This is a genomic window from Vreelandella massiliensis, from assembly GCF_900155385.1.
Classification (GTDB): Bacteria; Pseudomonadota; Gammaproteobacteria; order Pseudomonadales; family Halomonadaceae; genus Vreelandella; species Vreelandella massiliensis.
Window position 1 is genome coordinate 1,250,944 of record NZ_LT699745.1, and the last position, 25,933, is coordinate 1,276,876.

Genomic DNA, 25,933 nt, shown 5'->3' on the forward strand with positions numbered 1-25,933 from the left:
AAGGTATCTCTCATAAGACACCACGCCGTACGTGGCGTCTTGCCCAGAAAAGCCTAGGGATGAGCAGGGCCAAGGCGAAGCCGATAAACGGCAGCAGGGCCTGAAGTAGCGCCCATACCCCGATCAGGCGGCGATTGCCCCCGCTTGCCAACGCCACCGCCTCGGTGGTGACCGTCGGAACGCGCCCGGCGCCAAGCAGCAGCGTGGGAAGGTACTGGCTGATACTGACCGCCAGGCCCACGGCGCATGCCGTAAGTAGCGGTGCCAATAAAAGCGGTACGCGCACTTGCCAGAACGCGCGCCACTTAGACGCCCCCAGTGCGTGCGCCACCTGCATCCAGTGAGGATCAAGACGCCGGTAGGCTTCCGCCAGTGAAAGGTAGAGGTAGGGCACGACAAACAGCAGGTGCGCCGCGACGACCAGGGTGCGCTGCGGGCGAAAGCCTAAGCTTTCGGCGGCGACCACCACGCCAAACAGAAAAGCGACCTGTGGCACCAGCAGCGGCAGATACAACAGCCAGAGGGCGTGTTTGGGGTGACGTTGGCGCTGCACCTCGTTTTCAAGGCACGCCACCACCAGCACTAGCGCAATCAGGGTAGCGGCAACGCCGATTACCAGCGTATTGGCAAGCGGCAGCGCGAGACTGTCAAACGCGCGCTGCCAGTGATCGAGTGTGAAGCCGGCGGGTAGCGCATCGGGAAAGCGCCAAAAGCCGGCGACGGAGAAAAGCGCGAGCCCCGCCAGGGCCAACAGCGCGGTGAGGGTTGTGAATGACAAGCCCGCGCGCCCAACCACCGCCCCTACACGGCTGCCTTGGGTGCGCTGGCCGTTGAGTATCCAGCGCTTGCCGAAGCGCTTCACCCCTTGTTCACCCAGCCACCAAAGCATAAGCGCGCTCAAGGTGACCCCCAGTTGCAATAGCGCCCCCGCCGAGGCCATGAGCCGGCGCGAAAGATCGGGGTCGTTAAACCAGGAAAGCACGGCCACGCTCAGGGTGGGCGGGCGCGTCGGGCCGAGAATAAGGGCCATGTCCACCACCGAGCTTGAGTAGGCGATCACCGCATACACCGGGAGACGAATCAGCGGGTAGAGCGCCGGGAGCACCGTCTTTAGCCATGCCAAAGTGGGTGTGTAGCCTAGTGAGCGGGCAAGCTCGATACGCCGCTCGGGCGACAGTTGCGGGAGCACGGCAAGGCTCATCAGTAGCAAAAACGGCACTTCTTTGAGCACTAAACCGGCAATCAGTGACAACCCCCAGGGGTCGTTGACGATCAGCCAGTCGGGTGGGCGCTCCCAGCCGGAGAGGCCCGGCGAGATAATCCGCGCCAAGAGGCCCGACGGGGCGATCAAAAAGGCCAATCCAAACGCGACCGCCGCATGAGGGATCGCCAGCAAAGGCGAGACCAGCCGGTGCAGGGCACGATCGAGCCGGGTGCCTTGGTTCGCTGCCAAGAAAAGAACGACAACGGTGAGGGCAATCAGCGGTGCAACAAGCCCCGCTGAGAGGCTGAGCAACGCCGATTGGCCGACTCCTGGCCAAGCCAGCAGCGCTTGCCAGGGGGCGAGGGTGAAACGGACGGCGCCCAACCCAGGATGTACGCCAAACGCCGGCATAACCAACGTCGCCACCCCGGCCCCTACCGGTACCACCAATACCGCGATCAACAGCCAAGGGGCGAGCCTCAGCACGGATTACTGGGTTCCGTAACGCTCACGCCAAGCCTCCTGCAGCGCGGTCATCCAACTGGGGTGGGGCTCGGGTAGCGTTTGCGAAAGCGCATCCGCGGGCAGTTCGGCGGGGTGCGCATCGCCTTGTTCAAAGCGTGCCTTGTCCTTTTCGTCCAAGCGGTTGACGTCTAAAACGGTCCGATCTCCCCACATCTCCAGCGACTGCTTCTGCGCTTGCGCCTCGGGCGAGAGCAGGAAGTTGGCCAGCGTCATCGCGCCCGCTTTATGCGGCGAGTTGTACGGAATCGCCACAAAGTGGACATTGCCAAGCGTGCCGCCTTCAAACACGTAGCTGCGCACACTCTCGGGCAGCTGATACTCCTGCACCGCCACGGCCGCTTCCGAGGGATAAAAGGAGAACGCCAGGCTCAGTTCGCCATCGCTCATTAGCGTGCGCAGGGCGGGGCCGGAGTCGGGGAAGCTGCGACCGCTGCGCCACAGGTGCGGATGCAGCGTATCCAAATAGTCCCAAAGCGGTGCGGTGACGGCGCCGAAGTCGCTTTCCGAAACCGGTTGATAGAGCGCGTCGTCTTGCTCGCTAAGCTCAATCAACGCTTGCTTGAGAAAGGTGCTGCCGGTGAAGTCGGGAATGCGCGGGTAGGTGAACTCTCCCGGGTTCTCCTCGGCCCAGTCGAGAAGCGCGTCGATGCTGCGCGGCGGGTTTTGGACGTGGGCGCTATCGTAGTAGAAGGTAATCTGCGCCTTGCCCCAGGGCGACTCATAGCCTTCGGTGGGCAGCGTGAAGTCGGTGACCACTTCCGGGTTGTCATCGGGGTAAGTGAGAGCGAAATTGGGCAGTGATTCGGCGAAGGGGCCGAACAGCAGGTCGCGCTCGCGCATGGCGGCAAAGTTCTCGCCGTTGATCCAGATAAGGTCCACGCTGCCCTCGTCGTCATTGCCCGCCTGCTTCTCGGCCAGCACCCTTGAAACGGCGTTGCCGGTGTCGTCGAGCTTAACGTGGCGCACCTCAACGCCGTGGCGGCGCTGCATCTCGTTGGCGACCCAGTCGATATAGCGGTTGGTGCGCGTATCGCCGCCCCAGGCGTTCCAGTAGACCGTTTGCCCTTGGGCATCTTCTAAGACGGACTCCCAATCGTCAGGGTTGGGGGCAGCCAAGGTCGCTGTCGAAAACGATAGCGCCAGGGTGGCGAAGGCAAGTGCCTTCAGGCGGTAAAGGGTGGGGCGTGGATAGGGCATGGTCGGGCCTCGTGTTAAGCAACTCGTGTTTAAGCCACTTGGTTTAAACAACTGGTTTTAAGCAAAATGAGGAGAAAGCGCATGGTGAAGCTCGGATAACTCGCGCTGCACGTGGTCGATAACGCCCGGCGACAGATAGTGCTCCACCCGGTCGCGGACGTGGGCGATCGTATCAGGGTCGGTGAGCTCCGCCGACCAATCCTCGCCGCGGCGTTCGGCATCTTGTGCCTGCAGATGCTGTGCGCGCCACTTGGCGCACCAGGTGAGCGACCAGAGCCACGTCGCTCGGCGACAGGCAATTAGCGTCTGGGTGCTGGGGGCCTCGCCCATACGGTCTTGCCAGTGGCGATAAAAGGCGGCGACCTCTTCAAGCGATAGTACCGCCTGGGTGTTTACGTCCCAGGTGGTGGAGGTATAGAGCGAGGTGTGGGCGAGATCAATGCCCGGCAGGCCGTAACGGCACTTTTCCAAATCCACCAGCACGGCACGACCGCGGCCATCGACTAAAAAGTTGCCGGGATGCGTGTCGAAGCTGATCAGGCACGGCTCGGCATCCGGCAGTACGGCGGGCAGGGCATCGAGTTCGCCGCGAATGCGGGCAACCACATCGGCGCTTAAGTCGGCTTTCTCCAGCCACTCGCCTTGGCGGGCTACCTCCTCGCGCATCGCCTGCCACGGGTTTTTCGGCGCTAAAAGCGGCGCTGGCGAATCCGGCCGCGGCAGGGCGTGCAGGCTTGCCAGCGTTTCGGCGATACGGGCCAAGTCCTGTGGCAAGCTTGCCAGCTGGCCCTCAATGGCATCCACGAGTAAACCGCCCCGTGGCAGCGTATCGCTTACGGGCAATAGGCCATGCAGGCGCGGCGCGTGCCCACCTGCGCTTGCGCGCTCATAGCAGGCGGCCTCGTAGGCGAGGTTTTCCGTTGGCGGCAAACCCATCTGGCTCTGTTTGGGCAGTCGTGCCACCCAGTCGTCGCCGTCGCGATGCATCCAGACGTGGTCGTGGGCAAGCCCGGTGTCAGCCATCGGTGACAGCGTGCGGTAGGTAATGCCCGCACGCTTAAGTTCGCCCTCAAGCGCCGTTATACGTTGCTCGGCAGGTGTCGGCATGGAGAATCCTTATTCTTGCGCAAAAGCGGTGCCGGTCAATGGCTATTATTCAGTGGCTATCGTTAAGTGATAGCGGTGCATCAAACCTTACACGCTTTGTACAAAAAAAGGGAAGGCGTGCGTTAATGCAGTGGATAACGCAAAACGCCCGCATAGGCGGGCGTTTTGGTAACGACACGTGATTGGCCTTACAACGCCTCAATCTTCGCTTTCTGCTCTTCCAGCAACTGTTTGGCTGATTGGAACTCGGCGAGTTTGCCACGCTCTTTTTCCACCACGGCTTCTGGGGCTTTGGCGATAAAGCCTTCGTTGCCGAGCTTCTTCTCGATGCCGCCGATCAGCTTGTCCTGCTTGTCGATCTCTTTGTTGAGTCGTTTAAGCTCGGCGTCCTTGTCGATCAAGTCCGCCATGGGTACCAGCACTTCCATGTCGCCCACCAGCTGCGTGGCCGATAGTGGGGCGTCGTCGGGGGTTTCAAGCCAGCTCACGCTTTCCAGTTTGGCCAGTTTGGCGAGGAACAGGCGGTTTTTCTCCAGGCGCTCGGCGTCCTCCGGCTGGCCCTTGGTCAGCAGCACGTCCAGCGGCTTGCCCGGGGCGATGTTCATCTCGGCGCGGATGTTACGCACGGCGATGATCACGCCTTTGAGCCACTCGATATCGCGGGTGGCCTGTTCGTCGATTTTGCTTTCTTCTGCCTCGGGCCATGGTTGCACCATGATCGAGTCATTGCCGCCTGCGTGGGTGCCGGCCAGCGGGGCGATGCGCTGCCAGATCTCCTCGGAGATAAACGGCATCATCGGGTGAGCCAGGCGCAGAATGGCTTCCAGCACGCGCACCAGGGTGCGCCGGGTGCCTCTTTTCGATTCGGCCGTGGCATTTTCATCCCATAAAACCGGCTTGGAGAGTTCCAGGTACCAGTCGCAGTATTCGTTCCACACGAACTCATAAAGCGCCTGAGAAGCGTGGTCGAAGCGGTACTCCTCCAGCGCCTTGGTGACTTGGTTTGCGGTCTTCTGTAGCTGCGAGATGATCCAGCGGTCGGCGAGCGAAAGCGTGACCTCGCCGCCATCCTGTCCGCAGTCCTCGCCTTCGGCGTTCATCAGCACGTAGCGCGAGGCGTTCCACAGCTTGTTGCAGAAGTTGCGGTAGCCGTCGAGGCGGTTCATGTCGAACTTGATATCGCGCCCGGTGGTGGCCTGCGAGAGAAAGGTAAAGCGCAGCGCGTCGGTGCCGTGGGGCTCGATGCCGTCCTTGAACTCGTCGCGGGTCGCCTTGGCAATCGCCTTGGCTTTTTGCGGCTGCATCATGTTGCCGGTGCGCTTTTCGATCAGGGTGTCGAGCTCGATGCCATCGATCAGGTCGATGGGGTCGAGCACGTTGCCCTTGGACTTGGACATTTTGTTGCCGTCGCGGTCGCGCACGAGGCCGTGAACGTAGACCTGCTTGAAGGGCACCTCACCGGTAAACTTGAGCGTCAACATGATCATCCGGGCGACCCAGAAGAAGATGATGTCAAAGCCCGTCACCAGCACGCTGGAGGGGTGGAAGGTCTCAAGCTCGGGCGTCTGTTCCGGCCAGCCCAGCGTTCCAAACGTCCAAAGCCCCGAGCTGAACCAGGTGTCGAGCACGTCGTCGTCCTGGGTCAGTTCAACGTCCGCGCCCAAGCCGTTTTTCTCGCGGGCTTCTTCGGCGCTACGCGCCACATAGACGTTGCCTTTGGCGTCGTACCACGCCGGGATGCGGTGGCCCCACCACAGCTGGCGGGAGATACACCAATCCTGCAGGTCGCGCATCCAGGCGAAGTACATGTTTTCGTAGTTCTTAGGCACGAACTGGATGTCGCCGTTCTCGACCGCTTCAATGGCGGGTTTAGCGAGTGTCTCCACCGCGACGAACCACTGATCGGTTAAAAGCGGCTCGATCACATCGCCAGAGCGGTCACCGTAGGGCAGGGTGTTGTTGACGCTCTCGACTTGTGCCAAGAGGCCGAGAGCTTCCATGTCCTCGACAATGAGGCTACGCGCGGCAAAGCGGTCGAGGCCAGCGTATTTGCCCGGTAGCGTCGCATCTTCTTGGGGCTGCGGCTGGCCTTTGAGGTTAAAGATCTCCGCGCGCTCAAGGATGGTGGCATCCTGGGAGAAGACGTTGATCAGCAGGTGGTCGTGGCGTTTGCCCACTTCGTAGTCGTTGAAGTCGTGCGCCGGGGTGATCTTCACGCAGCCGGAACCTTTCTCCATGTCGGCGTGCTCGTCGGCGACGATGGGGATGCGCCGGCCGACCAGCGGCAGCTCAATAAACTTGCCCACCAGCGAGGCGTAGCGCTCGTCTGCGGGGTTCACCGCCACGCCGGTATCGCCGAGCAGGGTTTCCGGGCGGGTGGTGGCGACGACCAGGTAATCCTTGCCATCAGCGGTGGTGGCACCCTCGGCCAGCGGGTAGCGGAAGTGCCAGAAGCTGCCCTGCTGCTCTTTGTTTTCCACTTCGAGATCGGAGATCGCCGTGTGCAGCGTGGGATCCCAGTTGACCAGGCGCTTGCCGCGATAGATCAGCCCCTCGTCGTACAGGCGGACAAAGACCTCCTGCACCGCCTTGTAAAAGCCATCGTCCATGGTGAAGCGCTCGCGGCTCCAGTCCACGCTCGCGCCCATGCGGCGTAGCTGACGGGTGATATGACCGCCGGACTCCTCCTTCCACTCCCAGACTTTATCGATGAACGCCTCGCGGCCCAGGTCGTGACGGGTTTTGCCCTCTTCCGCCGCGACCTTGCGCTCCACCAGCATCTGCGTGGCGATACCGGCGTGGTCGGTGCCGACTTGCCAGAGCGTGTTGCGGCCCTGCATGCGCTTGTAGCGTGTCAGCGTGTCCATGATGGTGTCTTGGAACGCGTGCCCCATGTGCAGGCTGCCGGTGACGTTGGGCGGCGGAATCATCATCGAAAACGGTTGCCCGTGGCCGGAGGGGGCGAAGCGGTTATCGGCCTCCCAGCGCGCGTACCAGCGGGTTTCGATCTGTTCGGGTTGGTAGGTCTTTTCCATGGAGTCACTCACAGCAGAGACGCCCCGCGTCGCGAGGGTGCGAATACATTGATCAGGATGCGAAATGGGCGCCAAGTATAGCGCGCGAAGGGGGAGGGCGTCAGGTCCTGCCCGCGGGTATCCACACGCCACGCATCGCGGTAAGCCCCAACACCGGCCCGGGTAGCAGCCACCAGAGCACGCTAAGACCCTGGGTGGCCCAGAGCGAGGTCACCAAGGCAATGGCGGGGATAGTGAGGGCAAAGCCGATGGCGTTCATCATGGCAAGCGCTGAGCCTAAACGCGCGCTGGGGGCGGTCGCCGACGCCAGCGCCGAGAACTGTGCGGAATCCGCGATCACGCTAAAGCCCCACACCAGCAGCAGCGCCAGCAACAGAAGCGGCGGTGCGCCGCCGATCAGGGGGTAGAGCAGGCACAGCGCCCCGGAGCACGTAAGCGCTATAAACGCCACGCGGGCACTCCCGTAGCGGCGGGATGCGCGCCCGGCGAGCACGCACCCCGGCATGCCCACCGCAATCACCGCGAAGCTCAGCCACGCGATACTCCCGGGAGCGGCTCCCAAGCGGGCAAGCTCGCGGGCAACCAGAAACGGCGTCAGCGTCCAGAAGGCGTAAAGCTCCCAGCAGTGGCCGAAGTAGCCCAGTGCCGCCGAGCGAAATCCGCGCTGTTGAAAGGCAAGAAGCCCGGCCCAGGGGCGGCCACCCTTGGCGGTGGCGGGGAGGTGAGGACCCACGCCGAGGCGAAAGATCATGGCGGCGGCGCATAGCGCCAAGCAAGACGCCAGCAGCAGCGGCCACTGCCAGGGAAGCGAGAGCGTGACACCGCGAAGCAGGTGCGGCGAGGCGGTGCCAAGCGTCAGCATCCCCACGAGCCACCCTAGCGCAGCGCCCGCGTGAGTGGGGGTCCAGCTCACCACCAGCTTCATGCCCAGCGGGTAGATGCCGGCCAGACATAGCCCGGTCAGAAAGCGCAGCAGTACCCCTATGCTCACGCTCTCCACCGCCAAAATAAAAGCGGCGTTGATCATCGCCCCTACCACCGCAGAGGCGGCAAACAGCGTGCTTGCCCGCACCCGGTCGGCAAGCCCGGTGGTAGCGATGGTCAGCGTACCGGTAATAAACCCCGCCTGAACGGCGATGGTTAAAAGCCCCAAGTCGCTTTCGCTTAAGCCCACCGCTTCATGCAGGGCAAGCCCTACGCCGTTGACGCTAAACCATAGCGAGGTGCCAAAAAGCTGAGCAATCACGATGGTGACAAGGGGGTGGCGCGTGAGCAATGAGATCATAGGAGCGTTAGCCGAGCTTATGCGGCACCACTTCGTGGCTGAGGGTTTTATAGCGCTGCCAGCAGGCACGCTTGGCGACTAGGACCGCTTGGTGCTGGTTGATGATTTCCGCTACGCGGGCGTAGTCGTCGAAGCCGTCGGGGATGTCTGGGTGGAGGTTCAGCAGCGCCGTCTCGCGTGTGGGGCTGGGTAGGGCGTTCCAGCCCAGCGTCACCGGGACTTGCGCCGCCATATCGCTGGTTTCCAGCGCATGGGGAATATAGGCGTCGGGGCGAAAGGTCCATAAGGCTTCATCGGCCTGTTCGGCCAGGGCTTGGTCTTCGCAGTGCAGGTGAAGGCGGTACCCTTTGCGCCAGATCGTCTCGGCCAACTTGCAGGCGAAGGCGAGGCGGGCGTCGAGGGTGGTGTCGGGAAGAATAAAAAAACCGATGCGCGCAATTAACGGCCCCCGCGCCCGCCGCTAACACCCGATGAAACGGTTAGCGGCGGGCAGGCCTTGGGGGTAAACCAGCTGGGGCAGCCAGCCATATTTGTCCTCGCTGCGGCCGTACTGCAAATCCAGCAGCTTGGTACGTAGCCGTTTGGCGACCTTATTGTCGCTGCCTGCCGTGAGACGAATGCGCTCGTTTTCGCTGACAAGCTCGCCTACCGGGGTGATGACCGCCGCCGTGCCACAGGCGAAGACTTCGGTAATCTCACCGGAGGCCGCGCCATCGCGCCATTCGTCAATGCTGATGGGGCGCTCTTCGGGCGTTAGGCCTTCATCTTTGGCCAGCGTGAGCACGGAGTTACGCGTAACACCTTCGAGGATGGTGTCGGTCAGGCGCGGGGTGACCACGCGGCCGTCCTGGTAAACGAAGAACAGGTTCATGCCGCCGAGCTCTTCGATCCACTTGTTCTCCGCCGCGTCCAAAAAGGCCACCTGGCTGCAGCCGTTGGCGCTCGCCTCTTTTTGCGCCGCGAGCGAGGCCGCGTAGTTACCGCCGCACTTGGCAAAGCCGGTACCGCCGGGGGCAGCGCGTTTGTAGTGGCTGGAGAGCCAGATCGACACCGGGTCGATGCCGCCTTTGAAATAGGCCGCCGCCGGGGAGGCGATGACGTAGTAATCGACTTCATGCGCGGGGCGCACGCCGAGGAAGGCCTCGGAGGCGATCATGAACGGACGCAAGTAGAGGCTGCACTCGTCGGAGGCATCCTTGGGGGTGGGCACCCAGGCTTGGTCCTGCGCAAGCAGGGCTTTAAGCGAGCCGATAAAGTCCTCGTCGGAGAGTTCCGGCAAGGCCAAGCGGCGGGCGCTACGGCGGAAACGCTCGGCGTTTTTCTCTGGGCGGAAGGTCCAGATCGAGCCATCGGCGTGACGGTAGGCTTTAATACCTTCAAAAATTTCCTGGCCGTAGTGCAGCACTGAAGCCGCGGGGTCAAGGGTTAGTGGGCCGTAGGGGCGCACTTCATGGCCGTGCCAGCCAGCGTCGTTGGTCCAGCGCACATGGGCCATGTGGTCGGTAAAGTGAGTACCGAAGCCCGGGCTTTTGAGGATATTGTCGCGGATCTCGTCAGACGTCGACTGGTTGGACGGCAAAGTAGTAAAACGATCAGTGGGCACGGTTCTCTCCACAGCGACCGCCACGCAAGCACTTAAGGACGCTCAACATGGTGGTCTTAATTCAAGTGAATAGGGCAGCGCACCCGGCGCGTTGCCAGGTGCGCGAATAACGCAAAAAAATTGCTATGACGCAATGTGTAACGGTTGCCGCGCCGAAAGGCAACCGTTCAGCGCTTAGCTGTCGTTTTTATCTACCTGAGCATCGCTTTCACGGTCGAGCAGATACTGGGTGAGAAGCCCGACGGGGCGACCGGTGGCGCCTTTCTGTTTGCCTGAGTGCCAAGCGGTGCCGGCGATATCCAAGTGTGCCCAGGGGAAGTGGTCAGCAAAGCGTGACAAAAAGCACGCTGCGGTGATCGTGCCCGCCGGTCGACCACCGATATTGGCCAAATCGGCAAAGTTGGAGTCGAGCTGTTCCTGGTACTCGTCCCATAGCGGCAGGTGCCAGGCGCGATCCCAAGCGGTGTCGCCGGCCTCAAGCAGGTCCAGCGCTAAATCATCGTCATTGGATAAGAGCCCCGTCGCGTGGTGGCCCAGGCCAATAATGCAGGCGCCGGTCAGGGTGGCAATATCGACCACGCTTGCCGGTTTGAAACGCTCCGCGTAGGTGAGGGCATCGCACAGCACCAAGCGGCCTTCGGCATCGGTGTTGAGCACTTCAACGGTGAGCCCTTTGAGGGTTTTAATGATATCGCCCGGCTTGGTGGCGGCGCCATCGGGCATGTTTTCCGCCGCGGCAACGATGAACACCAGATTAAGCTTCGGCTTGATACCCAACACGGCTTTGACGGTGCCGAAAACGCTGGCGGCGCCGCCCATGTCGAACTTCATTTCGTCCATGCCTTCGCCGGGTTTGAGCGAAATACCGCCGGTATCAAAGGTGATGCCTTTACCCACCAAGACGTGGGGTGCTTCATCAGCGTCGTCGGCGCCTTGGTATTTCATCACGATCAAGCGGGTGGGCTCACGGCTGCCACGACCCACGGAGAGCAGCGAGCCGGCGCCAAGGGCTTCCAAGGCGTCTTCGTCGAGAATATCGGCACTCAGCGCGCCTTTTGAATCGGAGGCGAGCTTCTCGGCTTGCTGGGCTAAATAGCGCGGCGTGCAGACGTTACCGGGCAGATTGCCCAGGGTGCGGGTGAAGTTAATGCCTTCACCAATGGCCGCGCCCACGCGCGCGCCCTCTTTGACGGCAGCCGCTTCGTCGGCGTCACTCAGCAAAAGCGCCACGGTTTTTAACGCGGGCTTGGGGGCGGGCTTGGATTTAAACTGGTCAAAGCGATAAACCGCGCGCTCAGCGGCTTCCAGCGTTTTGCGCGCTTTCCAGGCGCTGTCGCGCTCTTCCACGGGCACATCGGTAAAGGCGATGCTGGCGTCATCAAGGGGCAGTTTCACCAAGGCGGTGAAAGCGGCGTCGAGTGCCTTTAGGAAAGCGGCCTCTTGGCACTTCTCGCGCTCGCCTAAGCCCACCAGCAGCAGGCGCTCGGTACCCAGACCCGGCGCGAAGGGGATCATCTGCACGTTGCCGAGCGTAGCATCGAAGTCGCCACGCTCTAGGAGTTGATCGATCAGCCGCTCGCTGGCGTCATCGAGCTTCGCCACGGCGGGCAAGAGTTCGCTATCTTTAAACACGGGTACGACAAGACACGCGGTTTCGGCTTTGGCCGGATTGGCGGTCTGAACGGAAAATTCCATGACGTCTCCAACAAGACAAGTATCGAAGGATTCGGGATAATGCGCGGCTACGTAGATGTAAAGTGCGCTATCTGCGATTAGTGTACCCAAGCCCTGGGTACATTGCATGAGTACGATTGCATAGCATCCTGCACGATTGGCCGGAGAGCGCGTTGATTTTATTTCGCTATTTAACCCGCGAAGTGTTGCTGACCATGTCGGCGGTGGCCGGCATTCTGCTGCTGGTGATCATGGGCAGCCGTTTTATCCGCTACTTCTCTAACGCGGCGGAAGGCGACTTTCCCGTCACTATCCTGGGCAATTTGATGCTGTTTCATCTGCCGGGATTTATGGAGTTGATTCTACCGCTGGCGTTTTTCCTGGGCATTCTGCTCGCCTACGGCCAGCTCTATATGAACAGCGAAATTACCGTCATGGTGGCGTGCGGCATCAGTCCGACGCGGCTCTTAAAAGTGACGCTGCTGCCGGCCACGGTAGTTGCCGTGTTGGTGGGGCTGTGCAGCCTGTGGTTGACGCCTGTGGGTACGCTAAACACGGAAACGATGCTGGAGGAACAGCGCAGCCGCTTGGATGTTTCCGTGCTCGCGCCCGGACGTTTTCAAGAGTTTGGCCAGGGGCGAACAGCCTATATTAGTGGGTTTTCAAACGACGGTAAGACAATGGAAAACGTCTTTGTCCACGAACTCGGCGACCGAGGCGAAGACGTGCACAACTACGTTACCCGGGCGGCGTCGGGGTATCAGGAGATCCGCGAGGATACCGGCAGTCGTTTTTTGGTGCTGGAGGCAGGTGAACGCTACGGCGTGACTCCCGGACGATTTGAGGCACAGCGTTTAATCTTTGAGCGCTACACACTGCGCCTGGGGGCAACTCGCGAGCGCCAAGCGCTAGATTCATTCGAAGTAGCTTCCACGCCCGCGCTTTTGGCCAGCTCCGACCCCCGCGCGGCAGCACAGTGGCAGTGGCGGGCAGGGCTGCCGCTGATGGTCTTTATTCTGGCGCTAATGGCACAGCCGCTCTCCAAGGTAAACCCACGTCAAGGGCGCTTCGCTAAGCTGTTGCCGGCGGTATTTCTGTATGTCGCCTATTTAAGCCTACTGCTGGCGGCGGTGGACACCATCGGTAGCGGCGCATGGCCCGTCGCGATTGGCGTATGGCCCGTGCATGGGCTGTTTTTGGGGCTGGGCTTGCTGCTGCTGTGGCACTCGCAACGCAAGGGGATGCGCTAGTGGTGATGGATCGTTTAGACCGCTACATCGGGCGCAACGTGCTCGCGGCCATTGTGGTGGTGCAAATCGTACTGCTGGGGCTGGACATCACCATTGCTTACTTAGACGAGCTGGGTGATGTGCAGCAGGGCTATAGCGCGCTCGACGTGCTGTTTTATCTGCTCATGCGCCTGCCCTGGCGCTTTTATCAGTACGCCCCGGTGGCGGTGCTGATTGGCGCGCTGATTGGCCTGGGCAGCATGGCCTCAAGCAATGAGCTGACCGTGATGCGCGCGGCGGGGCGCTCCCTTACGCGCATCGTCTGGGGCGTGATGAAACCCGTGCTCCTAGTGGTCGTCGTGGTGCTGCTGGTGGCCGAGTATGTTAGCCCGCGTACCGAGCAGTACGCCGAGGCGTGGAAATTAGAGCAGCGCCAAGGCGAAGGGGCCGTGCTCACCAGTCGCAGCGGCTGGCAGATAGAGGGCGATAGTATTTATCGCTTTGGAGCGATTCGGGCGGATAACGTCGTGCTCGATCTCACCCGCTACCGCTTTGATGAAGGCCAGCTCGTTGAAGCGGCCCACGCCTGGCGTGCCGCATGGGAAAACGGCGAGTGGCAGTTGGAAAACGTCACGGTCACCGAGCTTTATGATGACCACACTCGGGCGCAGCGTTTTGATACGTTAGCGTGGGAAACAGACCTCACGCCCACTCAACTGGAGCGGCTGCTACGCGATATCGAAAGTCAGTCACCTAGCGAGTTGTACGCCTATGCGCAGTTTTTGCAGTCGCAGGGCCAGCAAGCCGATGAGCCACTGCTCTACTTTTGGCAGAAAATGCTGATGCCGCTGACCATGGCCTCGCTGGTGTTGATCGCCGCTTCGTTCGTTTTCGGCCCTTTGCGCACGGTGGCGGCCGGTACCCGGGTGTTTTACGGGGTGGTGACGGGGCTTTTATTTAAGTACACCCAAGACTTGCTTGCCCCGGCGTCGACGATTTTTGGTTTTTCGCCGGTATGGGCGGTGCTTGTGCCTACCCTTGCCTGTGCCGCGGCCGGGCTCTATTTTTTGCGCCGCAACGGCTGAATCCACCTATTGATGATGACATAACTCCATGCCACAACGACGTTTTACCCAGCTTGATAGCGTATGGCCCGCGCCGCTTGCACGCCGTCTCGGCGCGTTAATCTACGACGGTTTTTTGGTTGCTGCCATTTGGGTCGCCGTGACGGTGGCGCATGTGGCCTTTTTCCGTTTTGTCGTGGGGCAGAGTGCGGAAGAGGTGGGCACCCACGCCATTGAAATCTGGACGCTGCGGCTGCTTCTCGTGCTCTCCGCCATGGGCTTTTTTACCTTTTCATGGACCCGGGGGGGGATGACATTGGGCATGCAGTCGTGGCGTTTGCGCGTGCAGACCGTCGATGGCTACAGCATTACCGTAGGGCAGAGCATTATCCGCTGTCTGGTGGCGTGGGTGTCGCTTGCGGCGTTGGGGCTGGGCTACTGGTGGGTGATGTTTGATAGCGAGCGCCGCAGTTGGCCGGATCTTGTTTCTGGCACCCGCACGGTGGTGTTACCCAAAAAGTAGCTGTAGACCAAGGTCACACAAAAAAATCGTGAAAGCGTGCGATTATGACTTGCAGAGATGTATGCGAATCATTTACATTCGTCTCATGCTTTCATGAGGTGCCGCTATGTATGTTTGCGTATGTAAGGGAGTCACTGACCATCAAATCCGCCAGCAAGTGAGCGATGGCGCACGTAGCTGGCGTGATGTGCGCGAAGCCACCGGCTGTGGCACGCAGTGCGGTAAGTGCGCCTGTTTTGCCAAATCTCTGACCCGCGAAGCCGTTCAGGAGGCGCGTGCAGAAGCCGATATGAGTCTCGCTTACGCAGTTTGATGCGAATCTCTATCATTGTAGTTTCTTTTAGCAAGTTTATGATTTATTTGAGTTTTTCATCTTCTTTCCTATACTCCCACTAACGCTGGGAGTTTCGCCTTTTGGTGGCCTATACTTCCTTTGACCATCCCGCGCGACTCAAGAGGTAAGAGTATGAAAGGTGATATCAAGGTTATCGAATACCTGAATAGAGCGCTGTTTAACGAACTTATCGCCATCAACCAGTACTTCCTGCACGCCAAGATGTACAAAGATTGGGGCCTCAAGGCGCTGGCTAAATGGGAGTATGAAGAGTCCATCGAAGAGATGGTGCATGCCGACAAGCTGATGGAGCGCATTCTGTTTCTGGAGGGCGTACCCAATTTGCAGGATCTAGGTAAGCTGCATATTGGCCAGAACGTCAAAGAGATGTTGGAGTGCGATCTCAAAATTGAGCACGATGGGCGCAAAGACTACATCGAAGCGATCACCTACTGCGAAAGCGTTAAGGATTATGTCTCGCGCGACTTGCTGCGCGACCTGCTCGCCGATGAAGAGGGCCACATCGACAATATCGAAACCGAACTGCACTTGATTGAGCAAGTGGGTATCGAAAACTACCTACAGCGCCAGATGCAGATGGCCGGCGACGAAGAGTAAACCGCGCCAGTTTCAGCATCCAGTTGAAACACCAAAAAAACGGGCAGCTTTTAAGCTGCCCGTTTTTTGCTGGTGCGGTTCGTATGAATGCTACGCCATCTCATCAGCTATTGCCGTAAATGGACGTTATTTCACCACGCCACAGGCCACGCGCGCGCCACCGCCGCCAAGGTGCGGCTCATCAGCGTAGGTATCGCCTCCGGCGTGAATGATGAGCGCGCGCCCTTGTATGTCTTCCATGTTGAGACGCGGGGCTAATAGCGGCAGGTTTGCCTCGCCGTCTTGATTAACCGTCAGGGCCGGAAGGTCGCCCAAGTGGCCGTCTGCGTAAGGCCCTTGGTGGGTGCCGGTGTCTTCAGGATCGTAGTGGCCGCCTGCGGAGAGCGCGGCGGTCATCTTGCCCTCACCGTCTTTAGCCGGTTCGCAGCTAGCATTTTGGTGAACATGGAAGCCGTGAACGCCGGGTTGCAAGTCTGTCAGCGACGGCGTCAGCAATAAGCCATGCTCGTTAGCTTCGATGGTGACGCGGCCGATCGACTCATCCATCCCGTCGGCGCTCACCCGGTGCATATCTACCTCGATCGTGTCGTTCGCTTGCACCGAGGTGGCCAGTAGTAGGGCAGCCGCAATGCCTGTCAGCGGTACTGAATAGCGCATGCTGTGTTCTCCTCTTGTGTGCAGGAAAATTTCGCTATCACTTCCTCCCCTTAAGGTAGCCGCCAGGTGACGAACCTGCCAGCCAGTGCTTTGGCACCTAAGCCAATTGCTATTCAAAGCGACACACGTGTGAACCGAACGTGAATCTATTTGCTATTGCATATAGCAATGGTTATCATTAATTTTAATTGCAGCGCTCTGAGATCGTCTTTCTGATGTCTTCAGCCGATACACACCCTCTCAACAGCCTCTACCGGGAAAACCAGTCCTGGTTGCGGGGCTGGCTGTATTCCCGCCTCGGCTGTTCAGAAACCGCGGCAGACTTGGCCCAGGATACCTTCCTGCGCCTGTTGAAGACCGGCAACTACCCGCCTTCGGGGGAATCCCGGCGTTACCTGACCCGGGTTGCCAAGGGGCTGATGATTGATGCCTTTCGGCGCCAGAGGATTGAAGAAGCCTACCTGGAAACCCTGAGCCAGCTGCCGGAGGCGGTGGCCACCAGCCCGGAAACCCACCACGCCATCATTGAAACCCTGGTGGAGATCGAGTGGTTGCTTGATGGTCTGCCGGTTAAAGTGCGCAAGGCGCTGCTGTTGCGGCAACTTGACGGTCTCCCTTACGCCGCCATTGCCCGTGAGCTGGCGGTGTCGGTTTCCTCGGTGGAAAAATACGTGGCGCGTGGCCTGGCCGCCTGCTGCCTGGCCCTGGAGCAGGACTGAGCATGGGCAGTCTGCGCCCCTACGGCCGTGAACCGGCCCAGAGCGATATCGACCACATTGAAACCGCAGCGGGCTGGATGGCACGGCTATTGGCCGATGATGTCAGCGAGCAGGACCGCACCAATTGCCAGCAGTGGCGTGAGCAGGACCCCCGGCACGAACGGGCCTGGCAGCGGATGTGCCAGGTATCGGGGAAGTTTTCGTTACCGGCGAACGCCGGTGGCACAAAGGTGCTGGAGCGCGCTCACAAGGCGGTGACATCGCGGCGCCAGTTCCTGAACTTATCAATATTCATGGCCGCTGGCCTGACTGCTGCCTGGCTGGGCGCCTCCCGGACTCGGCTCGGCGGCAGTCTGCTCGCACAATACCGCACCGGGGTGGGGGAAACCCGGGAACTTACCCTTGAAGACGGCACCCGGCTGGTCCTGAACACGGACACCGCCGTGGATATCGACTTTTCCGCCCGGGAGCGCCGCATTCAGCTGCATCAGGGGGAAATCCTGGTGGCGACAGGCCCGGAATCGCCACGCCGGCGGTTTTCGGTAACGACCCGTTTCGGGGAACTGGTGGCCCTGGGGACCGAGTTCAACGTTCGTCAGAACGAGCGGCATATCCAGGTCTCGGTGCTGGAAGGGGCAGTGGAAGCCCGTCCCGCTGGAAGCGGCCAGATCCAGCGGGTGGGGGCCGGTCAGCAGGCCCGCTTCGACAGCACCCAAGCCGATGCACCCCAGCGCCTGCAAGCCGGGGCCACCAGCTGGCGTCAGGGCAAGCTGGTGGCCGAGGGAATGCGGGTTGCGGATTTTGTCGAGGAAATTGCCCGCTACCGGCCCGGTTTCACCCTTTGCGATAGCGCCGTGGCCGATCTCACCATCAGTGGTGTCTTTTCCCTGGAAAACGCCGACCGCGCCCTGGAAAGCCTGGCCCGGAGCCTGCCCGTGGAGCTGAGTTACCGCACGGCTTACTGGGTGAAGGTGGTTCCCGCCCATTGAGGTCGCTGCCGGTATTCACCGGCAGTGAGCAGAGCCCTCAATTTTTTTAAGAATAACGTTACGGGTTTTGCGATTTCGTTCGGAAGAGTAGGTAGAACCGACGAATCCGACACCTGGCCGTTGTTGCCCTACCATGCAAATGCCCTCCCAGATCGTGGAAAACACCCCGGCTCGCCGCCAGCCTTTGCTGATGGCGGGGCTTGCTGTCTTGATGCTGCTGGCGGTTATTGCCAGTTTGCGCATCGGCTCCTTGCCCCTGTCCACAGGCACGGTGATTGAAAGCCTGGTGGCCTACAATGGCTCCGACGAACACCTGGTGGTACGCACCCTGCGACTGCCCCGGGTGTTGCTTGCCATCCTGGTGGGCGCCGCCCTGGCCGTGGCCGGCGCCCTGATGCAGGCGGTCACCCGCAACCCCCTGGCCTCACCCACCATCTTCGGGCTCAATGCCGGCGCGGCCTTTGCTGTGGTTACCCTGTCCTTTGTGGTGGGGCTGGAAAGCCCCCTCATTCTGGTGATCGCCGCCTTTCTGGGTGCGGTTGGGGCGGTGACCCTGACGTACCTGATCGGTTCGGCCGGCAGTGGCGCCACGCCGGTGAAGCTGGCACTGGCGGGCACGGTGGTCGGGATCCTGCTGTCGGCCTGGGTCAGCGGCATTCTGATTTTTGACCAGCAAACCCTGGACGAAGTCCGCTTCTGGCTGGCCGGGTCCATTGCCGGCCAGTCCCTGTCAGACAGCGCGCTGACCCTGCCGTTTCTTTTTGTGGGGCTGGTGTTGGCCCTGGCCATCAGCCACCAGCTCAATGCCCTGAACCTGGGGGAACAGGTGGCAACTGCGCTCGGGCAGGACACCCGGCGAATTCGTTCATTGGCAACCCTGGCGACGGTATTGTTGTGCGGGGCGTCCGTGGCAGCGGTCGGGCCCATCGGGTTTGTGGGCCTGGCGGTACCCCATCTGGTGCGCCTGCTGATGGGGCCGGATTATCGCTGGATCATACCCGGCTGTCTGCTGGCGGGGCCGGCGTTGCTGCTGGCGGCCGATACCCTGGGGCGGGTGGTGGTAGCACCCGGCGAGTTGCAGGCCGGCATCGTCACGGCCCTGATCGGTGCACCGGTGCTCATTCTCGTGGTCCGTCGGCACAAGGTCATGCAGTTATGAGCCATGCCGTTAAGATCGGGGTCTGGTCCCGTGCCAGTTGGCTTTGCCTGGTGGCCGTATTGCTGGTTGGTGTGTTCGCCGGCTGGTCCCTGACGCTCGGGGTCTATCCGACATCGCCAGTGAGCGCGCTACTCGACAGTCTCTCAGCGGTTGAGGCCATGGTGCTGTTCGAGCTTCGTTTACCCCGAACGCTGGGCGCTCTAATGGTGGGATTCGCCCTGGGTTTGTCCGGCTGCCTGTTTCAGGGCCTGGTGCGTAACCCCCTGGTGGCACCGGATATCATCGGTATCAATGCCGGGGCGGGGCTGGCGGCCGTGGCCCTGATCGCCACCGGCACGGCGTTGGCCCTGGTCCCCCTGGCGGCAATCGGGGGCGGCCTGGTTACAGCGGCCGCCATCTACGTGCTGGCCTGGAAGGCGGGCATTGCCGGCAACCGACTGGTGCTGGTGGGTATCGGCATCAATGCCATTCTGGGGGCCCTGACCAGCTTCATGATTGTTCGCTTCCCGGTGGAGTCAGTGACGCCGGCGCTGGTCTGGCTGGCCGGCTCGCTCTCCGCCGTGCAGTGGCCGTTGCTGGCCTGGCTCGGCGCCACCCTGTTGCTGGCCACGCCTGTGACCATGATCCTCCTGCGCCGCCTGCAATTGCTGCAACTGGGCGATGACAGTGCCCGGGCACTGGGGCTGGTGGTGGAGCGGGACCGGGGCCTGCTGTTGCTGATCGGCGCCTGTCTGGCGGGGGCCGCGGTGGCCTTGGCGGGACCCATTGCATTTGTGGCCCTGGTGGCGCCGCACATCGCCCGGCTTCTGGCCGGGCCACTGACTCTCGGTGTGCTGATGCTGTCGGGACTGACCGGTGCCTGCCTGGTATTGCTTTCGGAAATGATCGCCCGGCACGCCCTGGCTCCGGTCACCCTGCCGGTCGGCCTGATTACCGCCGCCACCGGTGCGCCGCTGTTCCTGTATCTCCTGTACAAAGAAAACCGCAAGGCCTGAGGAACTCAACCATGCCCGATTTACGCGCACAACAAGTGACTCTGGGATACGCCGGGCGACCGGTCATCGGCGAGTTGTCCGTGGCCTTTCCCGAGGGTGCCATCACGGTGATCGTCGGTGCCAATGCCTGCGGCAAGTCAACCCTGCTCAAGGCCACCGCGCGCCTGCTCACTCCGGACGCCGGGCAGGTATTGCTCGATGGCAAATCCCTACACCGGTTGCCCACCCGCCAACTGGCCCGGCGCCTGGGGATGCTGCCCCAATCGCCGGTGACTCCCGAGGGCCTTACGGTCCGGGATCTGGTGGGTCGTGGCCGCTTCCCCCACCAGGGTCTGTTTGCCTATTGGCGGGAAGAAGACGAGCAGGCGGTGACCGAGGCCCTGACCCTGACCGGCACCCTGGACCTGCAGCACCGGCCCATGGACGAGCTTTCCGGCGGGCAGCGCCAGCGGGCGTGGATCGCCATGGCGCTGGCCCAGCAAACCGACATTCTCCTGCTGGACGAACCGACCACCTTCCTGGACATCGCCCACCGTCTGGAAGTGCTGGATCTGCTGCACCGGCTCAACCGGGAGCGGGGCACCACCATCATCATGGTCCTGCACGACCTCAACGAGGCCAGCCGTTACGCCGATCACCTCATTGCCATGGGCAGCGGCTCGGTTCAGGCGGCGGGAGCACCGGAGCAGGTGGTGACGCCGGAACTGGTCAGAAAGGTGTTCGCCATCGACAGTGTGGTGATTCCCGATCCACTCACCGGCAGCCCGATGGTGATCCCCAGATCAGCGGCCGAATCCCCAGTGCCGGAGAAGCCGGTGGCGCAGGCCGCGAGGCCATGGCCAACCCAGCAGCGGGAGTCCCAGGATGGCTGACGGTATGGAGCAGAGCCCGCTGGCGCAGACATTCCTGGCACTGGTGCACGAGGGCGAAGGACCACAGCTTTCATCGCAGCCGCCGGATGGCTATGGCTCCCTGGCAGACCTGGCCCGTTCAGAGGCAAAGCTCGACTGGCTGATGGCCCGACTGCCGGAGGTCTGGGACAGTGAAGATCCGCGCTTCGGCGCCGCCTGGTTGTTCGAGAAAACGGTCGAACACACGGTCTGGGCTTTCGTGGGCAGCTTCGCCGTTCACCACCGGGTGCCCCTGGTGGGCCCGGAGGCGGTTTGGGTCGCGTTTGATGAAGACGGCACCTGCTCCGCGCCGGTGGTGGCTGATACCCGCTTTGCCTGCCTGGCGGATGATCCGCACGCCGACCACCCCCAGGCAGAGGTCCTGGCTTCACTGGAGGCCCTACGGGATCGCCTGCTGCAGCAGTTGCATGATATCTATCTGCCCTTGGCCCGGGTGCTGGCCAAACCGGCCCGACGGGGACTGCGTACGCAGCTGCGCGTGGTGGCTGACCTGGCGGTGGTGGGCGGCTGGTGGTATGCCAGCGAGAGATGGGGCCAGGAGACCGGCTTCCGTTACGGCGAGATGCTTGGCCATGGCGGACCGCCCCTATGGGGACGGGATGGATTCCGTGCCTTTCCCCATCGTGGTCGGGTCTTCCACCACCGCGTCCGCAATACCTGCTGCCTGTTCTACACCCGCAGCGAGCGCCGGTTCTGCTTTACCTGTCCGCTACGCAGCAAAACCGACCGGCAGGAACGCTGGGCCCAGCATTTCGATGCCCGGATTGCGGAGGGCAAGGCATGATCAGGTCTGGCTGGCGATGGATTCTTATCCTGCTGCTGGGGTGGGTGGCTTCCGCCTCGAGTACGGAGCAGGGTCGTTTCCCCATGACCTTCGACCATGCCTTCGGCCAGACGGTGCTGCCCGAGCCGCCCAAGCGCATTGTCTCCCTGCAGCCGTCGGAACTTACCGACAGTCTGATTGCGCTGGGTCGCCCGCCGGTGGCCAGCACCAGCTGGGGTCTTGGGGATGCCCAGGCTGAGGCGGCCTGGCCACCGGTGATCAGCGATCCGGCGCGTGAGCTGGGAATACGCTCCATCGGCACGCCGACCGAGCCAAGCCTGGAAGCCATTGCCGTGCTGGAGCCGGACCTGATCATCGCCTACCCCTGGCAGGCCGAGACCTTGTATCGCCGACTTTCCCTGATTGCGCCCACCTTTGTTGTGACGACCGGCCAGCGGGATTTTCGCCCGGTGCTGCGCCAGGTTGCCCAGGTGCTGGGCGCCACAAGGCAGGCTGAGACCCTGCTTGGCGAGCTTCACCATCTCCAGGATGAGATCCGCCAGGCCCATGGTGGCACCGACATCGTGATCATTCGCCCCCGGCAGTTTTCCAGCTGGCTCTATGGCCCGGGGTCCAATGCTGGGCAATTGCTGGAAGAGGCGGGGCTCAATGTGCTGGTACCCATCGAGAACGCCTCGGTGACGCCGGACAGCCCAAACGCCATCAACGATCTTTCCCTGGAACGGGTTCCGGGGGTTGAAGCCGATTTTCTCTTTTTCATCCAGTACAACCTGGAGGAGCCGTTGGCCCAATACCTCCGTCATCCGATCTGGCAGCGCAACGCTGCGGTAAAGGAGGGGCGTCGGGCAGGCGTGCAGGGCATTGCCTGGACCAATCACGGACCGCTGGGCGCGCTGGAAATGCTCCGGGAAGCCAAACACGCGCTGGACAGCCGGTTGGCCCCGTAATTTTCTTGAGAATCATTACGGGTTTTGCGCTTTCGTTCGGAAGAGGAGATGGAACCGATCAGTTCACTTTCGAGGAATCATTCCATGTGCTCCATCTCCCCGCTTTCAAGACCGCAAAAACCGCCCGTACACAAGCTTTCTCTACTGGCGCTGGGTATTGCCGTTGCCCTGGGTACCGCGACTCCCTTGCAGGCACTGGCACAGGCGGGTGCCAGTGAAGAGCAGGCCAGCGCAAAGCGGCAGTATGACATCGCCGGTGGCTCCCTGGATGCCGTGCTCAACCGCTTCGCCCTCGCTGCCGGCATCGATCTCTCCGTTTCTTCCGAACTGACCTGGGGCAAGACCAGCCAGGGTCTGGAAGGACTGTACTCGCCGGAGGAGGGCCTGCGAGAAATACTCGCCGGCAGTGGCTTGAGCTACCGCGCCACCGGTGCCAACAGCGTCACCCTCGTGGAGAGCCCGGATGACGAGACAATGTCACTCGAGCCGATTATGGTGACGGGCAGTTCAGCTTCTGCGTTGCATAACGGCTATGCCAACACCTACGAGCGCCCGCAGCTGTCCGGCATCTGGAACCGCCCCTTGGTGGAGATTCCGCGCAGCGTCCAGGTCTACGAGCAGGAGCTGATCGAGAACCAGCGCGCACTCAGCACCCGCGAGGTGGTCAAGAACGACCCCAGCGTGCTGGCCCCGGACGCCAAGGTCGGCTGGTACGACAATTTCGCCATCCGCGGCTTCGGGCTGAGCAACGTCCAGAGCTACTTCATCGACGGCCTGCCCATGAACAACCAGGCCGAGCAGCTGATCGACAACAAGGAAAGCGTGGAGGTGCTCAAGGGGCCGGCAGCCTTCGAGTTCGGCTTTGCCCCTCCCGGCGGTGTCATCAACTACGTGCGCAAGCGACCCACCGATGAGCCTTACCGCTCGGTGACCGTCGATGCCGACAGCAACGGCCTGCTCTACGGCCAGGTGGATGTCGGCGGCCGACTGGGCGAGGAGCAGCGCTTCGGTTATCGGGTAGTGATGGCCGGCGAGGACACCGAGAGCTTTGTTGACGAGGTCGACGGCGACCGTCAGGTGTTCTCCCTGTTCACCGACTACCGCTTAACCGATGACCTGCTGGTGGAGGCCTCCTACGAGCACTACGACCGCAGTATCACCACCATGATGGGGGTGCCCATTCCCGTCACCGGCGAGTTTTTCGACCTTGATCCGGATACCTTCATCGGCCAGGACTGGGCCGATTACGAGACCGAAACCGAGACCTACATGGCGGGCCTGGTCTGGGATATCAATGCCGACTGGCGCCTGACCAGCCGCACCGCCTATCAGGACCTTTACCGCAGCGACCATCGCGCCTGGCCCTGGGATGCGAGCGCCAACGGCGACTGGGACGTCTACGAGCACTGGGAACGGGGTGAGCGCCCGACCTGGTCGCACCGCACTGCCGTGGAAGGCGGCTTCGACACCGGTGCCGTGCAGCACCGCCTGGTGGCGGGCGCGGACTGGTCCGAGGCCGAGCTGCACTACGATACGCTCAGCTGGGAGTTCGTCGGCACCAGCAATGTCTTCGATCCTGTCGAGCTTGCCCCCAGCGGCAAGCAGCCGGGGGACCCGGTGCTTCGCAACGCTTTTGAGCAGTACGGCCTGTTCGTACTTGACGACATGGCCTTCGGCGAGCATTGGGCGCTGGCCGCAGGTGGACGCTACGCGCGCCTGATAAACCGCAAGTATGATGCCACCGGAAGCGAGAATCGCGAGGATCGCTACGACGAGAACACTTTCCTGCCCATGGCCGCGCTGAGCTACTTCCCGCGTCCCGGCAGCCAGGTGTATCTCTCCTACGCCGAAGGGGTGGAGCAGGGCGGCCGCGCGCCCGCGTCGGCGACCAACGCCGACGAGTTCATGGACCCGCTGGATAGCCATCAGCTTGAACTGGGCGCCAAGATGGCGCTGATGGAGGATCGGCTGCTGCTCAGCGGGGCGATTTTCCGCGCGGAGAAAGGCCTGGAGTACACCGATGCTAGCAACACCTACGTGCAGGATGGCGAGCAAGTGCATACCGGCCTGGAGCTCAGTGCTCGCGGCGATATCACCGAGCGCCTGCGCTTGATTGCCGGGCTGATGTGGCTAGATGCCGAGCAGGAAGACACCGGTGACGACAGCCTAAACGGCAAGGACGTTGCCGGAGTGCCGGAATTCAGCGCCAGCCTCTACGGCGAGTACAGGCTGCCTATGCCGGGCCTTGTGCTCACCGGCGGTGCCTACCATGAAGGCGAGCGCTACCTGGACGGCAACAACGTGTGGAGCATCGACGACTATACCCGCCTGGACCTGGGTGCCCGTTATGGCTTCAAGGCGCAAAATCTGGACTGGACGCTGCGCTTCAACGTGGAGAACGTGACCGACGAGGAGTACTACGTGGGTGGCGGCGCCTGGGGTACCCTCGGCAACTACCCTTATGGCCGGGTGACCCCGGGGGCATCGCGTACTGCTCGCGTTTCCCTGCAGGCAGAGTTCTAACGTACGTCCGCGTTTTCTGAATGTACTGTGCTCGGGATGATGGTTCGCCATCATCCCTTTTGCTTTTCGGTTGAAATAGTATCAAATAAAAACTATTATCATTAGTATTTGTATTATAGCGAGCCTCCCATGCAATTTCTGTGTCCCATGCATCGTCAGCATTTCGCCAGATTCCCGCTGGAAGCCAAAAAAGATCTCTGGCTGCGCTGGATGGAGAACGCACGCACTCACAGTGAACAGGGGCAGTGGCGTGAGGTGATCGCGCTGGCGGGCAGTGCCTTTGAGCTAGCCTGCCTGGAGGGCGCCCCCGATGAGCCATGCCTGCATATTGAACTTACGCTATCCGCTATTCTGCTATCGGGTGTTCTGGCGGATCACGGTGACAGCGCGGCAGTGGAGCGGGTGATCTACCGCGCGCTGTCGTATTTGCAGGATGATGGCCATCACACCGCCTCGCAACACTGCTGTGGGTTGGGGGAGTGCGTTTCGGTGCTCATTGACCATTCGCGCCAGGCGGCCTTTTTTGCCGATTATCTCAACTGGCCTTCACTGCCATTCGGTGATCAGCACCGCGTCTCATTGGCCGTGACCTTTCACTGATGTAGTCACTACCATGTAGCCGCTATCGTGCCGGTAGCAAACGCGGTAGTGCTATAGGCCACCGGTAACGTGGCCGGTGGAAAGCTATTTCGGTAGCGGCTCAAGGAGGACCAGGCGGTCTCTCCTTCGCTGCGTGCTTCATGGGAGCAGTGTGCCATCTGTCAGCCTACTCACCGGCGTTGAACGTTGGTTCGAAATAAATGGATAACATTGTAACTATTAAGTCTGTTTTTTCGATATAATGGATATTA

23 protein-coding genes are annotated in these 25,933 nt (G+C 61.5%); 14 read left to right on the forward strand and 9 right to left on the reverse strand.

Annotation, left to right across the window (positions count from 1 at the left end):
- Nucleotides 1-10: 10 nt before the first annotated feature.
- The 8 genes from BQ9846_RS10515 to BQ9846_RS10550 all read right to left on the reverse strand — a co-directional run bounded on the left by BQ9846_RS10515 (nucleotide 11) and on the right by BQ9846_RS10550 (nucleotide 11,651).
- Nucleotides 11-1,690, reverse strand: coding sequence for an ABC transporter permease (locus BQ9846_RS10515; protein WP_075880917.1), 1,680 nt, complete (start codon nucleotides 1,688-1,690; stop codon nucleotides 11-13).
- 3 nt (nucleotides 1,691-1,693) lie between these two features.
- Entirely contained in the window at nucleotides 1,694-2,926 is a 1,233-nt protein-coding gene (locus BQ9846_RS10520) for an ABC transporter substrate-binding protein (protein ID WP_075880918.1), read from the reverse strand.
- A 57-nt stretch (nucleotides 2,927-2,983) separates the two neighbouring features.
- Nucleotides 2,984-4,033 (reverse strand): phosphotransferase family protein, encoded by a 1,050-nt coding sequence (locus BQ9846_RS10525; RefSeq protein WP_075880919.1) that lies wholly within the window; start codon nucleotides 4,031-4,033, stop codon nucleotides 2,984-2,986.
- Between the two features lie 188 nt (nucleotides 4,034-4,221).
- Nucleotides 4,222-7,068 (reverse strand): valine--tRNA ligase, encoded by a 2,847-nt coding sequence (locus BQ9846_RS10530; RefSeq protein ID WP_075880920.1) that lies wholly within the window; start codon nucleotides 7,066-7,068, stop codon nucleotides 4,222-4,224.
- A gap of 100 nt (nucleotides 7,069-7,168) precedes the next feature.
- Nucleotides 7,169-8,353 carry an MFS transporter gene (locus BQ9846_RS10535; RefSeq protein WP_075880921.1) on the reverse strand — a complete coding sequence of 395 codons (1,185 nt, stop codon included), beginning with the start codon at nucleotides 8,351-8,353 and terminating at the stop codon, nucleotides 7,169-7,171.
- 7 nt (nucleotides 8,354-8,360) lie between these two features.
- Nucleotides 8,361-8,792 carry a DNA polymerase III subunit chi gene (locus tag BQ9846_RS10540; RefSeq protein WP_075880922.1) on the reverse strand — a complete coding sequence of 144 codons (432 nt, stop codon included), beginning with the start codon at nucleotides 8,790-8,792 and terminating at the stop codon, nucleotides 8,361-8,363.
- A gap of 21 nt (nucleotides 8,793-8,813) precedes the next feature.
- Nucleotides 8,814-9,956, reverse strand: a complete 1,143-nt coding sequence (locus BQ9846_RS10545; protein WP_083651555.1) for a branched-chain amino acid aminotransferase — start codon at nucleotides 9,954-9,956, stop codon at nucleotides 8,814-8,816.
- A 174-nt stretch (nucleotides 9,957-10,130) separates the two neighbouring features.
- Nucleotides 10,131-11,651 (reverse strand): leucyl aminopeptidase, encoded by a 1,521-nt coding sequence (locus BQ9846_RS10550; protein ID WP_075880923.1) that lies wholly within the window; start codon nucleotides 11,649-11,651, stop codon nucleotides 10,131-10,133.
- A gap of 152 nt (nucleotides 11,652-11,803) precedes the next feature.
- On the opposite strand from BQ9846_RS10550, the gene lptF reads away from it, so the two are divergent.
- The 5 genes from lptF to bfr all read left to right on the forward strand — a co-directional run bounded on the left by lptF (nucleotide 11,804) and on the right by bfr (nucleotide 15,398).
- Nucleotides 11,804-12,880: an LPS export ABC transporter permease LptF gene (gene lptF / locus BQ9846_RS10555; protein WP_075881733.1), complete on the forward strand. Its 1,077-nt coding sequence runs from the start codon at nucleotides 11,804-11,806 to the stop codon at nucleotides 12,878-12,880.
- The gene (gene lptG / locus BQ9846_RS10560; protein ID WP_075880924.1) at nucleotides 12,880-13,944 is read left to right on the forward strand and encodes an LPS export ABC transporter permease LptG; all 1,065 of its coding nucleotides are present in this window, start codon (nucleotides 12,880-12,882) and stop codon (nucleotides 13,942-13,944) included. Before lptF ends, lptG begins: the two co-directional genes overlap by 1 nt.
- A gap of 28 nt (nucleotides 13,945-13,972) precedes the next feature.
- Nucleotides 13,973-14,446 carry an RDD family protein gene (locus BQ9846_RS10565; RefSeq protein ID WP_075880925.1) on the forward strand — a complete coding sequence of 158 codons (474 nt, stop codon included), beginning with the start codon at nucleotides 13,973-13,975 and terminating at the stop codon, nucleotides 14,444-14,446.
- 106 nt (nucleotides 14,447-14,552) lie between these two features.
- Nucleotides 14,553-14,759, forward strand: a complete 207-nt coding sequence (locus tag BQ9846_RS10570; RefSeq protein WP_075880926.1) for a (2Fe-2S)-binding protein — start codon at nucleotides 14,553-14,555, stop codon at nucleotides 14,757-14,759.
- Nucleotides 14,760-14,912: 153 nt separating this feature from the next.
- Nucleotides 14,913-15,398: a bacterioferritin gene (gene bfr, locus BQ9846_RS10575; protein WP_075880927.1), complete on the forward strand. Its 486-nt coding sequence runs from the start codon at nucleotides 14,913-14,915 to the stop codon at nucleotides 15,396-15,398.
- Nucleotides 15,399-15,524: 126 nt separating this feature from the next.
- On the opposite strand, the gene sodC is transcribed toward bfr, so the two are convergent.
- Complete coding sequence (sodC, locus tag BQ9846_RS10580; RefSeq protein WP_075880928.1) at nucleotides 15,525-16,055, reverse strand: superoxide dismutase family protein; 531 nt, start codon at nucleotides 16,053-16,055, stop codon at nucleotides 15,525-15,527.
- A gap of 215 nt (nucleotides 16,056-16,270) precedes the next feature.
- Between sodC and BQ9846_RS10585 the strand changes: the two genes are divergently transcribed.
- The 9 genes from BQ9846_RS10585 to BQ9846_RS10625 all read left to right on the forward strand — a co-directional run bounded on the left by BQ9846_RS10585 (nucleotide 16,271) and on the right by BQ9846_RS10625 (nucleotide 25,682).
- Nucleotides 16,271-16,774: a sigma-70 family RNA polymerase sigma factor gene (locus tag BQ9846_RS10585; protein WP_075880929.1), complete on the forward strand. Its 504-nt coding sequence runs from the start codon at nucleotides 16,271-16,273 to the stop codon at nucleotides 16,772-16,774.
- A gap of 2 nt (nucleotides 16,775-16,776) precedes the next feature.
- The gene (locus BQ9846_RS10590; RefSeq protein ID WP_075880930.1) at nucleotides 16,777-17,763 is read left to right on the forward strand and encodes a FecR domain-containing protein; all 987 of its coding nucleotides are present in this window, start codon (nucleotides 16,777-16,779) and stop codon (nucleotides 17,761-17,763) included.
- 133 nt (nucleotides 17,764-17,896) lie between these two features.
- Nucleotides 17,897-18,922 carry a FecCD family ABC transporter permease gene (locus tag BQ9846_RS10595; protein ID WP_075880931.1) on the forward strand — a complete coding sequence of 342 codons (1,026 nt, stop codon included), beginning with the start codon at nucleotides 17,897-17,899 and terminating at the stop codon, nucleotides 18,920-18,922.
- Nucleotides 18,919-19,917, forward strand: coding sequence for a FecCD family ABC transporter permease (locus BQ9846_RS10600; RefSeq protein WP_075880932.1), 999 nt, complete (start codon nucleotides 18,919-18,921; stop codon nucleotides 19,915-19,917). Before BQ9846_RS10595 ends, BQ9846_RS10600 begins: the two co-directional genes overlap by 4 nt.
- Nucleotides 19,918-19,928: 11 nt before the next feature.
- Complete coding sequence (locus BQ9846_RS10605) at nucleotides 19,929-20,789, forward strand: ABC transporter ATP-binding protein (RefSeq protein WP_075880933.1); 861 nt, start codon at nucleotides 19,929-19,931, stop codon at nucleotides 20,787-20,789.
- Nucleotides 20,782-21,612, forward strand: a complete 831-nt coding sequence (locus BQ9846_RS16705; protein WP_075880934.1) for a (2Fe-2S)-binding protein — start codon at nucleotides 20,782-20,784, stop codon at nucleotides 21,610-21,612. Before BQ9846_RS10605 ends, BQ9846_RS16705 begins: the two co-directional genes overlap by 8 nt.
- 83 nt (nucleotides 21,613-21,695) lie before the next feature.
- Nucleotides 21,696-22,559 carry an ABC transporter substrate-binding protein gene (locus tag BQ9846_RS10615; protein ID WP_075880935.1) on the forward strand — a complete coding sequence of 288 codons (864 nt, stop codon included), beginning with the start codon at nucleotides 21,696-21,698 and terminating at the stop codon, nucleotides 22,557-22,559.
- 84 nt (nucleotides 22,560-22,643) lie between these two features.
- On the forward strand, nucleotides 22,644-25,082 hold the full coding sequence (locus BQ9846_RS10620; RefSeq protein ID WP_075880936.1) for a TonB-dependent receptor: 2,439 nt from the start codon (nucleotides 22,644-22,646) through the stop codon (nucleotides 25,080-25,082).
- A gap of 129 nt (nucleotides 25,083-25,211) precedes the next feature.
- On the forward strand, nucleotides 25,212-25,682 hold the full coding sequence (locus BQ9846_RS10625) for a hypothetical protein (protein WP_075880937.1): 471 nt from the start codon (nucleotides 25,212-25,214) through the stop codon (nucleotides 25,680-25,682).
- Nucleotides 25,683-25,933 lie beyond the last annotated feature (251 nt).

Bases quoted from the DNA above. Each gene is read 5' to 3' on its own strand.
- BQ9846_RS10520 (WP_075880918.1), bottom strand. From the start codon at position 2,926: ATGCCCTATCCACGCCCCACCCTTTACCGCCTGAAGGCACTTGCCTTC.
- BQ9846_RS10525 (WP_075880919.1), bottom strand. From the start codon at position 4,033: ATGCCGACACCTGCCGAGCAACGTATAACGGCGCTTGAGGGCGAACTT.
- BQ9846_RS10530 (WP_075880920.1), bottom strand. From the start codon at position 7,068: ATGGAAAAGACCTACCAACCCGAACAGATCGAAACCCGCTGGTACGCG.
- BQ9846_RS10535 (WP_075880921.1), bottom strand. From the start codon at position 8,353: ATGATCTCATTGCTCACGCGCCACCCCCTTGTCACCATCGTGATTGCT.
- BQ9846_RS10550 (WP_075880923.1), bottom strand. From the start codon at position 11,651: ATGGAATTTTCCGTTCAGACCGCCAATCCGGCCAAAGCCGAAACCGCG.
- BQ9846_RS10565 (WP_075880925.1), top strand. From the start codon at position 13,973: ATGCCACAACGACGTTTTACCCAGCTTGATAGCGTATGGCCCGCGCCG.
- BQ9846_RS10570 (WP_075880926.1), top strand. From the start codon at position 14,553: ATGTATGTTTGCGTATGTAAGGGAGTCACTGACCATCAAATCCGCCAG.
- bfr (WP_075880927.1), top strand. From the start codon at position 14,913: ATGAAAGGTGATATCAAGGTTATCGAATACCTGAATAGAGCGCTGTTT.
- sodC (WP_075880928.1), bottom strand. From the start codon at position 16,055: ATGCGCTATTCAGTACCGCTGACAGGCATTGCGGCTGCCCTACTACTG.
- BQ9846_RS10585 (WP_075880929.1), top strand. From the start codon at position 16,271: ATGTCTTCAGCCGATACACACCCTCTCAACAGCCTCTACCGGGAAAAC.
- BQ9846_RS10590 (WP_075880930.1), top strand. From the start codon at position 16,777: ATGGGCAGTCTGCGCCCCTACGGCCGTGAACCGGCCCAGAGCGATATC.
- BQ9846_RS10595 (WP_075880931.1), top strand. From the start codon at position 17,897: ATGCAAATGCCCTCCCAGATCGTGGAAAACACCCCGGCTCGCCGCCAG.
- BQ9846_RS10600 (WP_075880932.1), top strand. From the start codon at position 18,919: ATGAGCCATGCCGTTAAGATCGGGGTCTGGTCCCGTGCCAGTTGGCTT.
- BQ9846_RS10605 (WP_075880933.1), top strand. From the start codon at position 19,929: ATGCCCGATTTACGCGCACAACAAGTGACTCTGGGATACGCCGGGCGA.
- BQ9846_RS16705 (WP_075880934.1), top strand. From the start codon at position 20,782: ATGGCTGACGGTATGGAGCAGAGCCCGCTGGCGCAGACATTCCTGGCA.
- BQ9846_RS10615 (WP_075880935.1), top strand. From the start codon at position 21,696: ATGACCTTCGACCATGCCTTCGGCCAGACGGTGCTGCCCGAGCCGCCC.
- BQ9846_RS10620 (WP_075880936.1), top strand. From the start codon at position 22,644: ATGTGCTCCATCTCCCCGCTTTCAAGACCGCAAAAACCGCCCGTACAC.
- BQ9846_RS10625 (WP_075880937.1), top strand. From the start codon at position 25,212: ATGCAATTTCTGTGTCCCATGCATCGTCAGCATTTCGCCAGATTCCCG.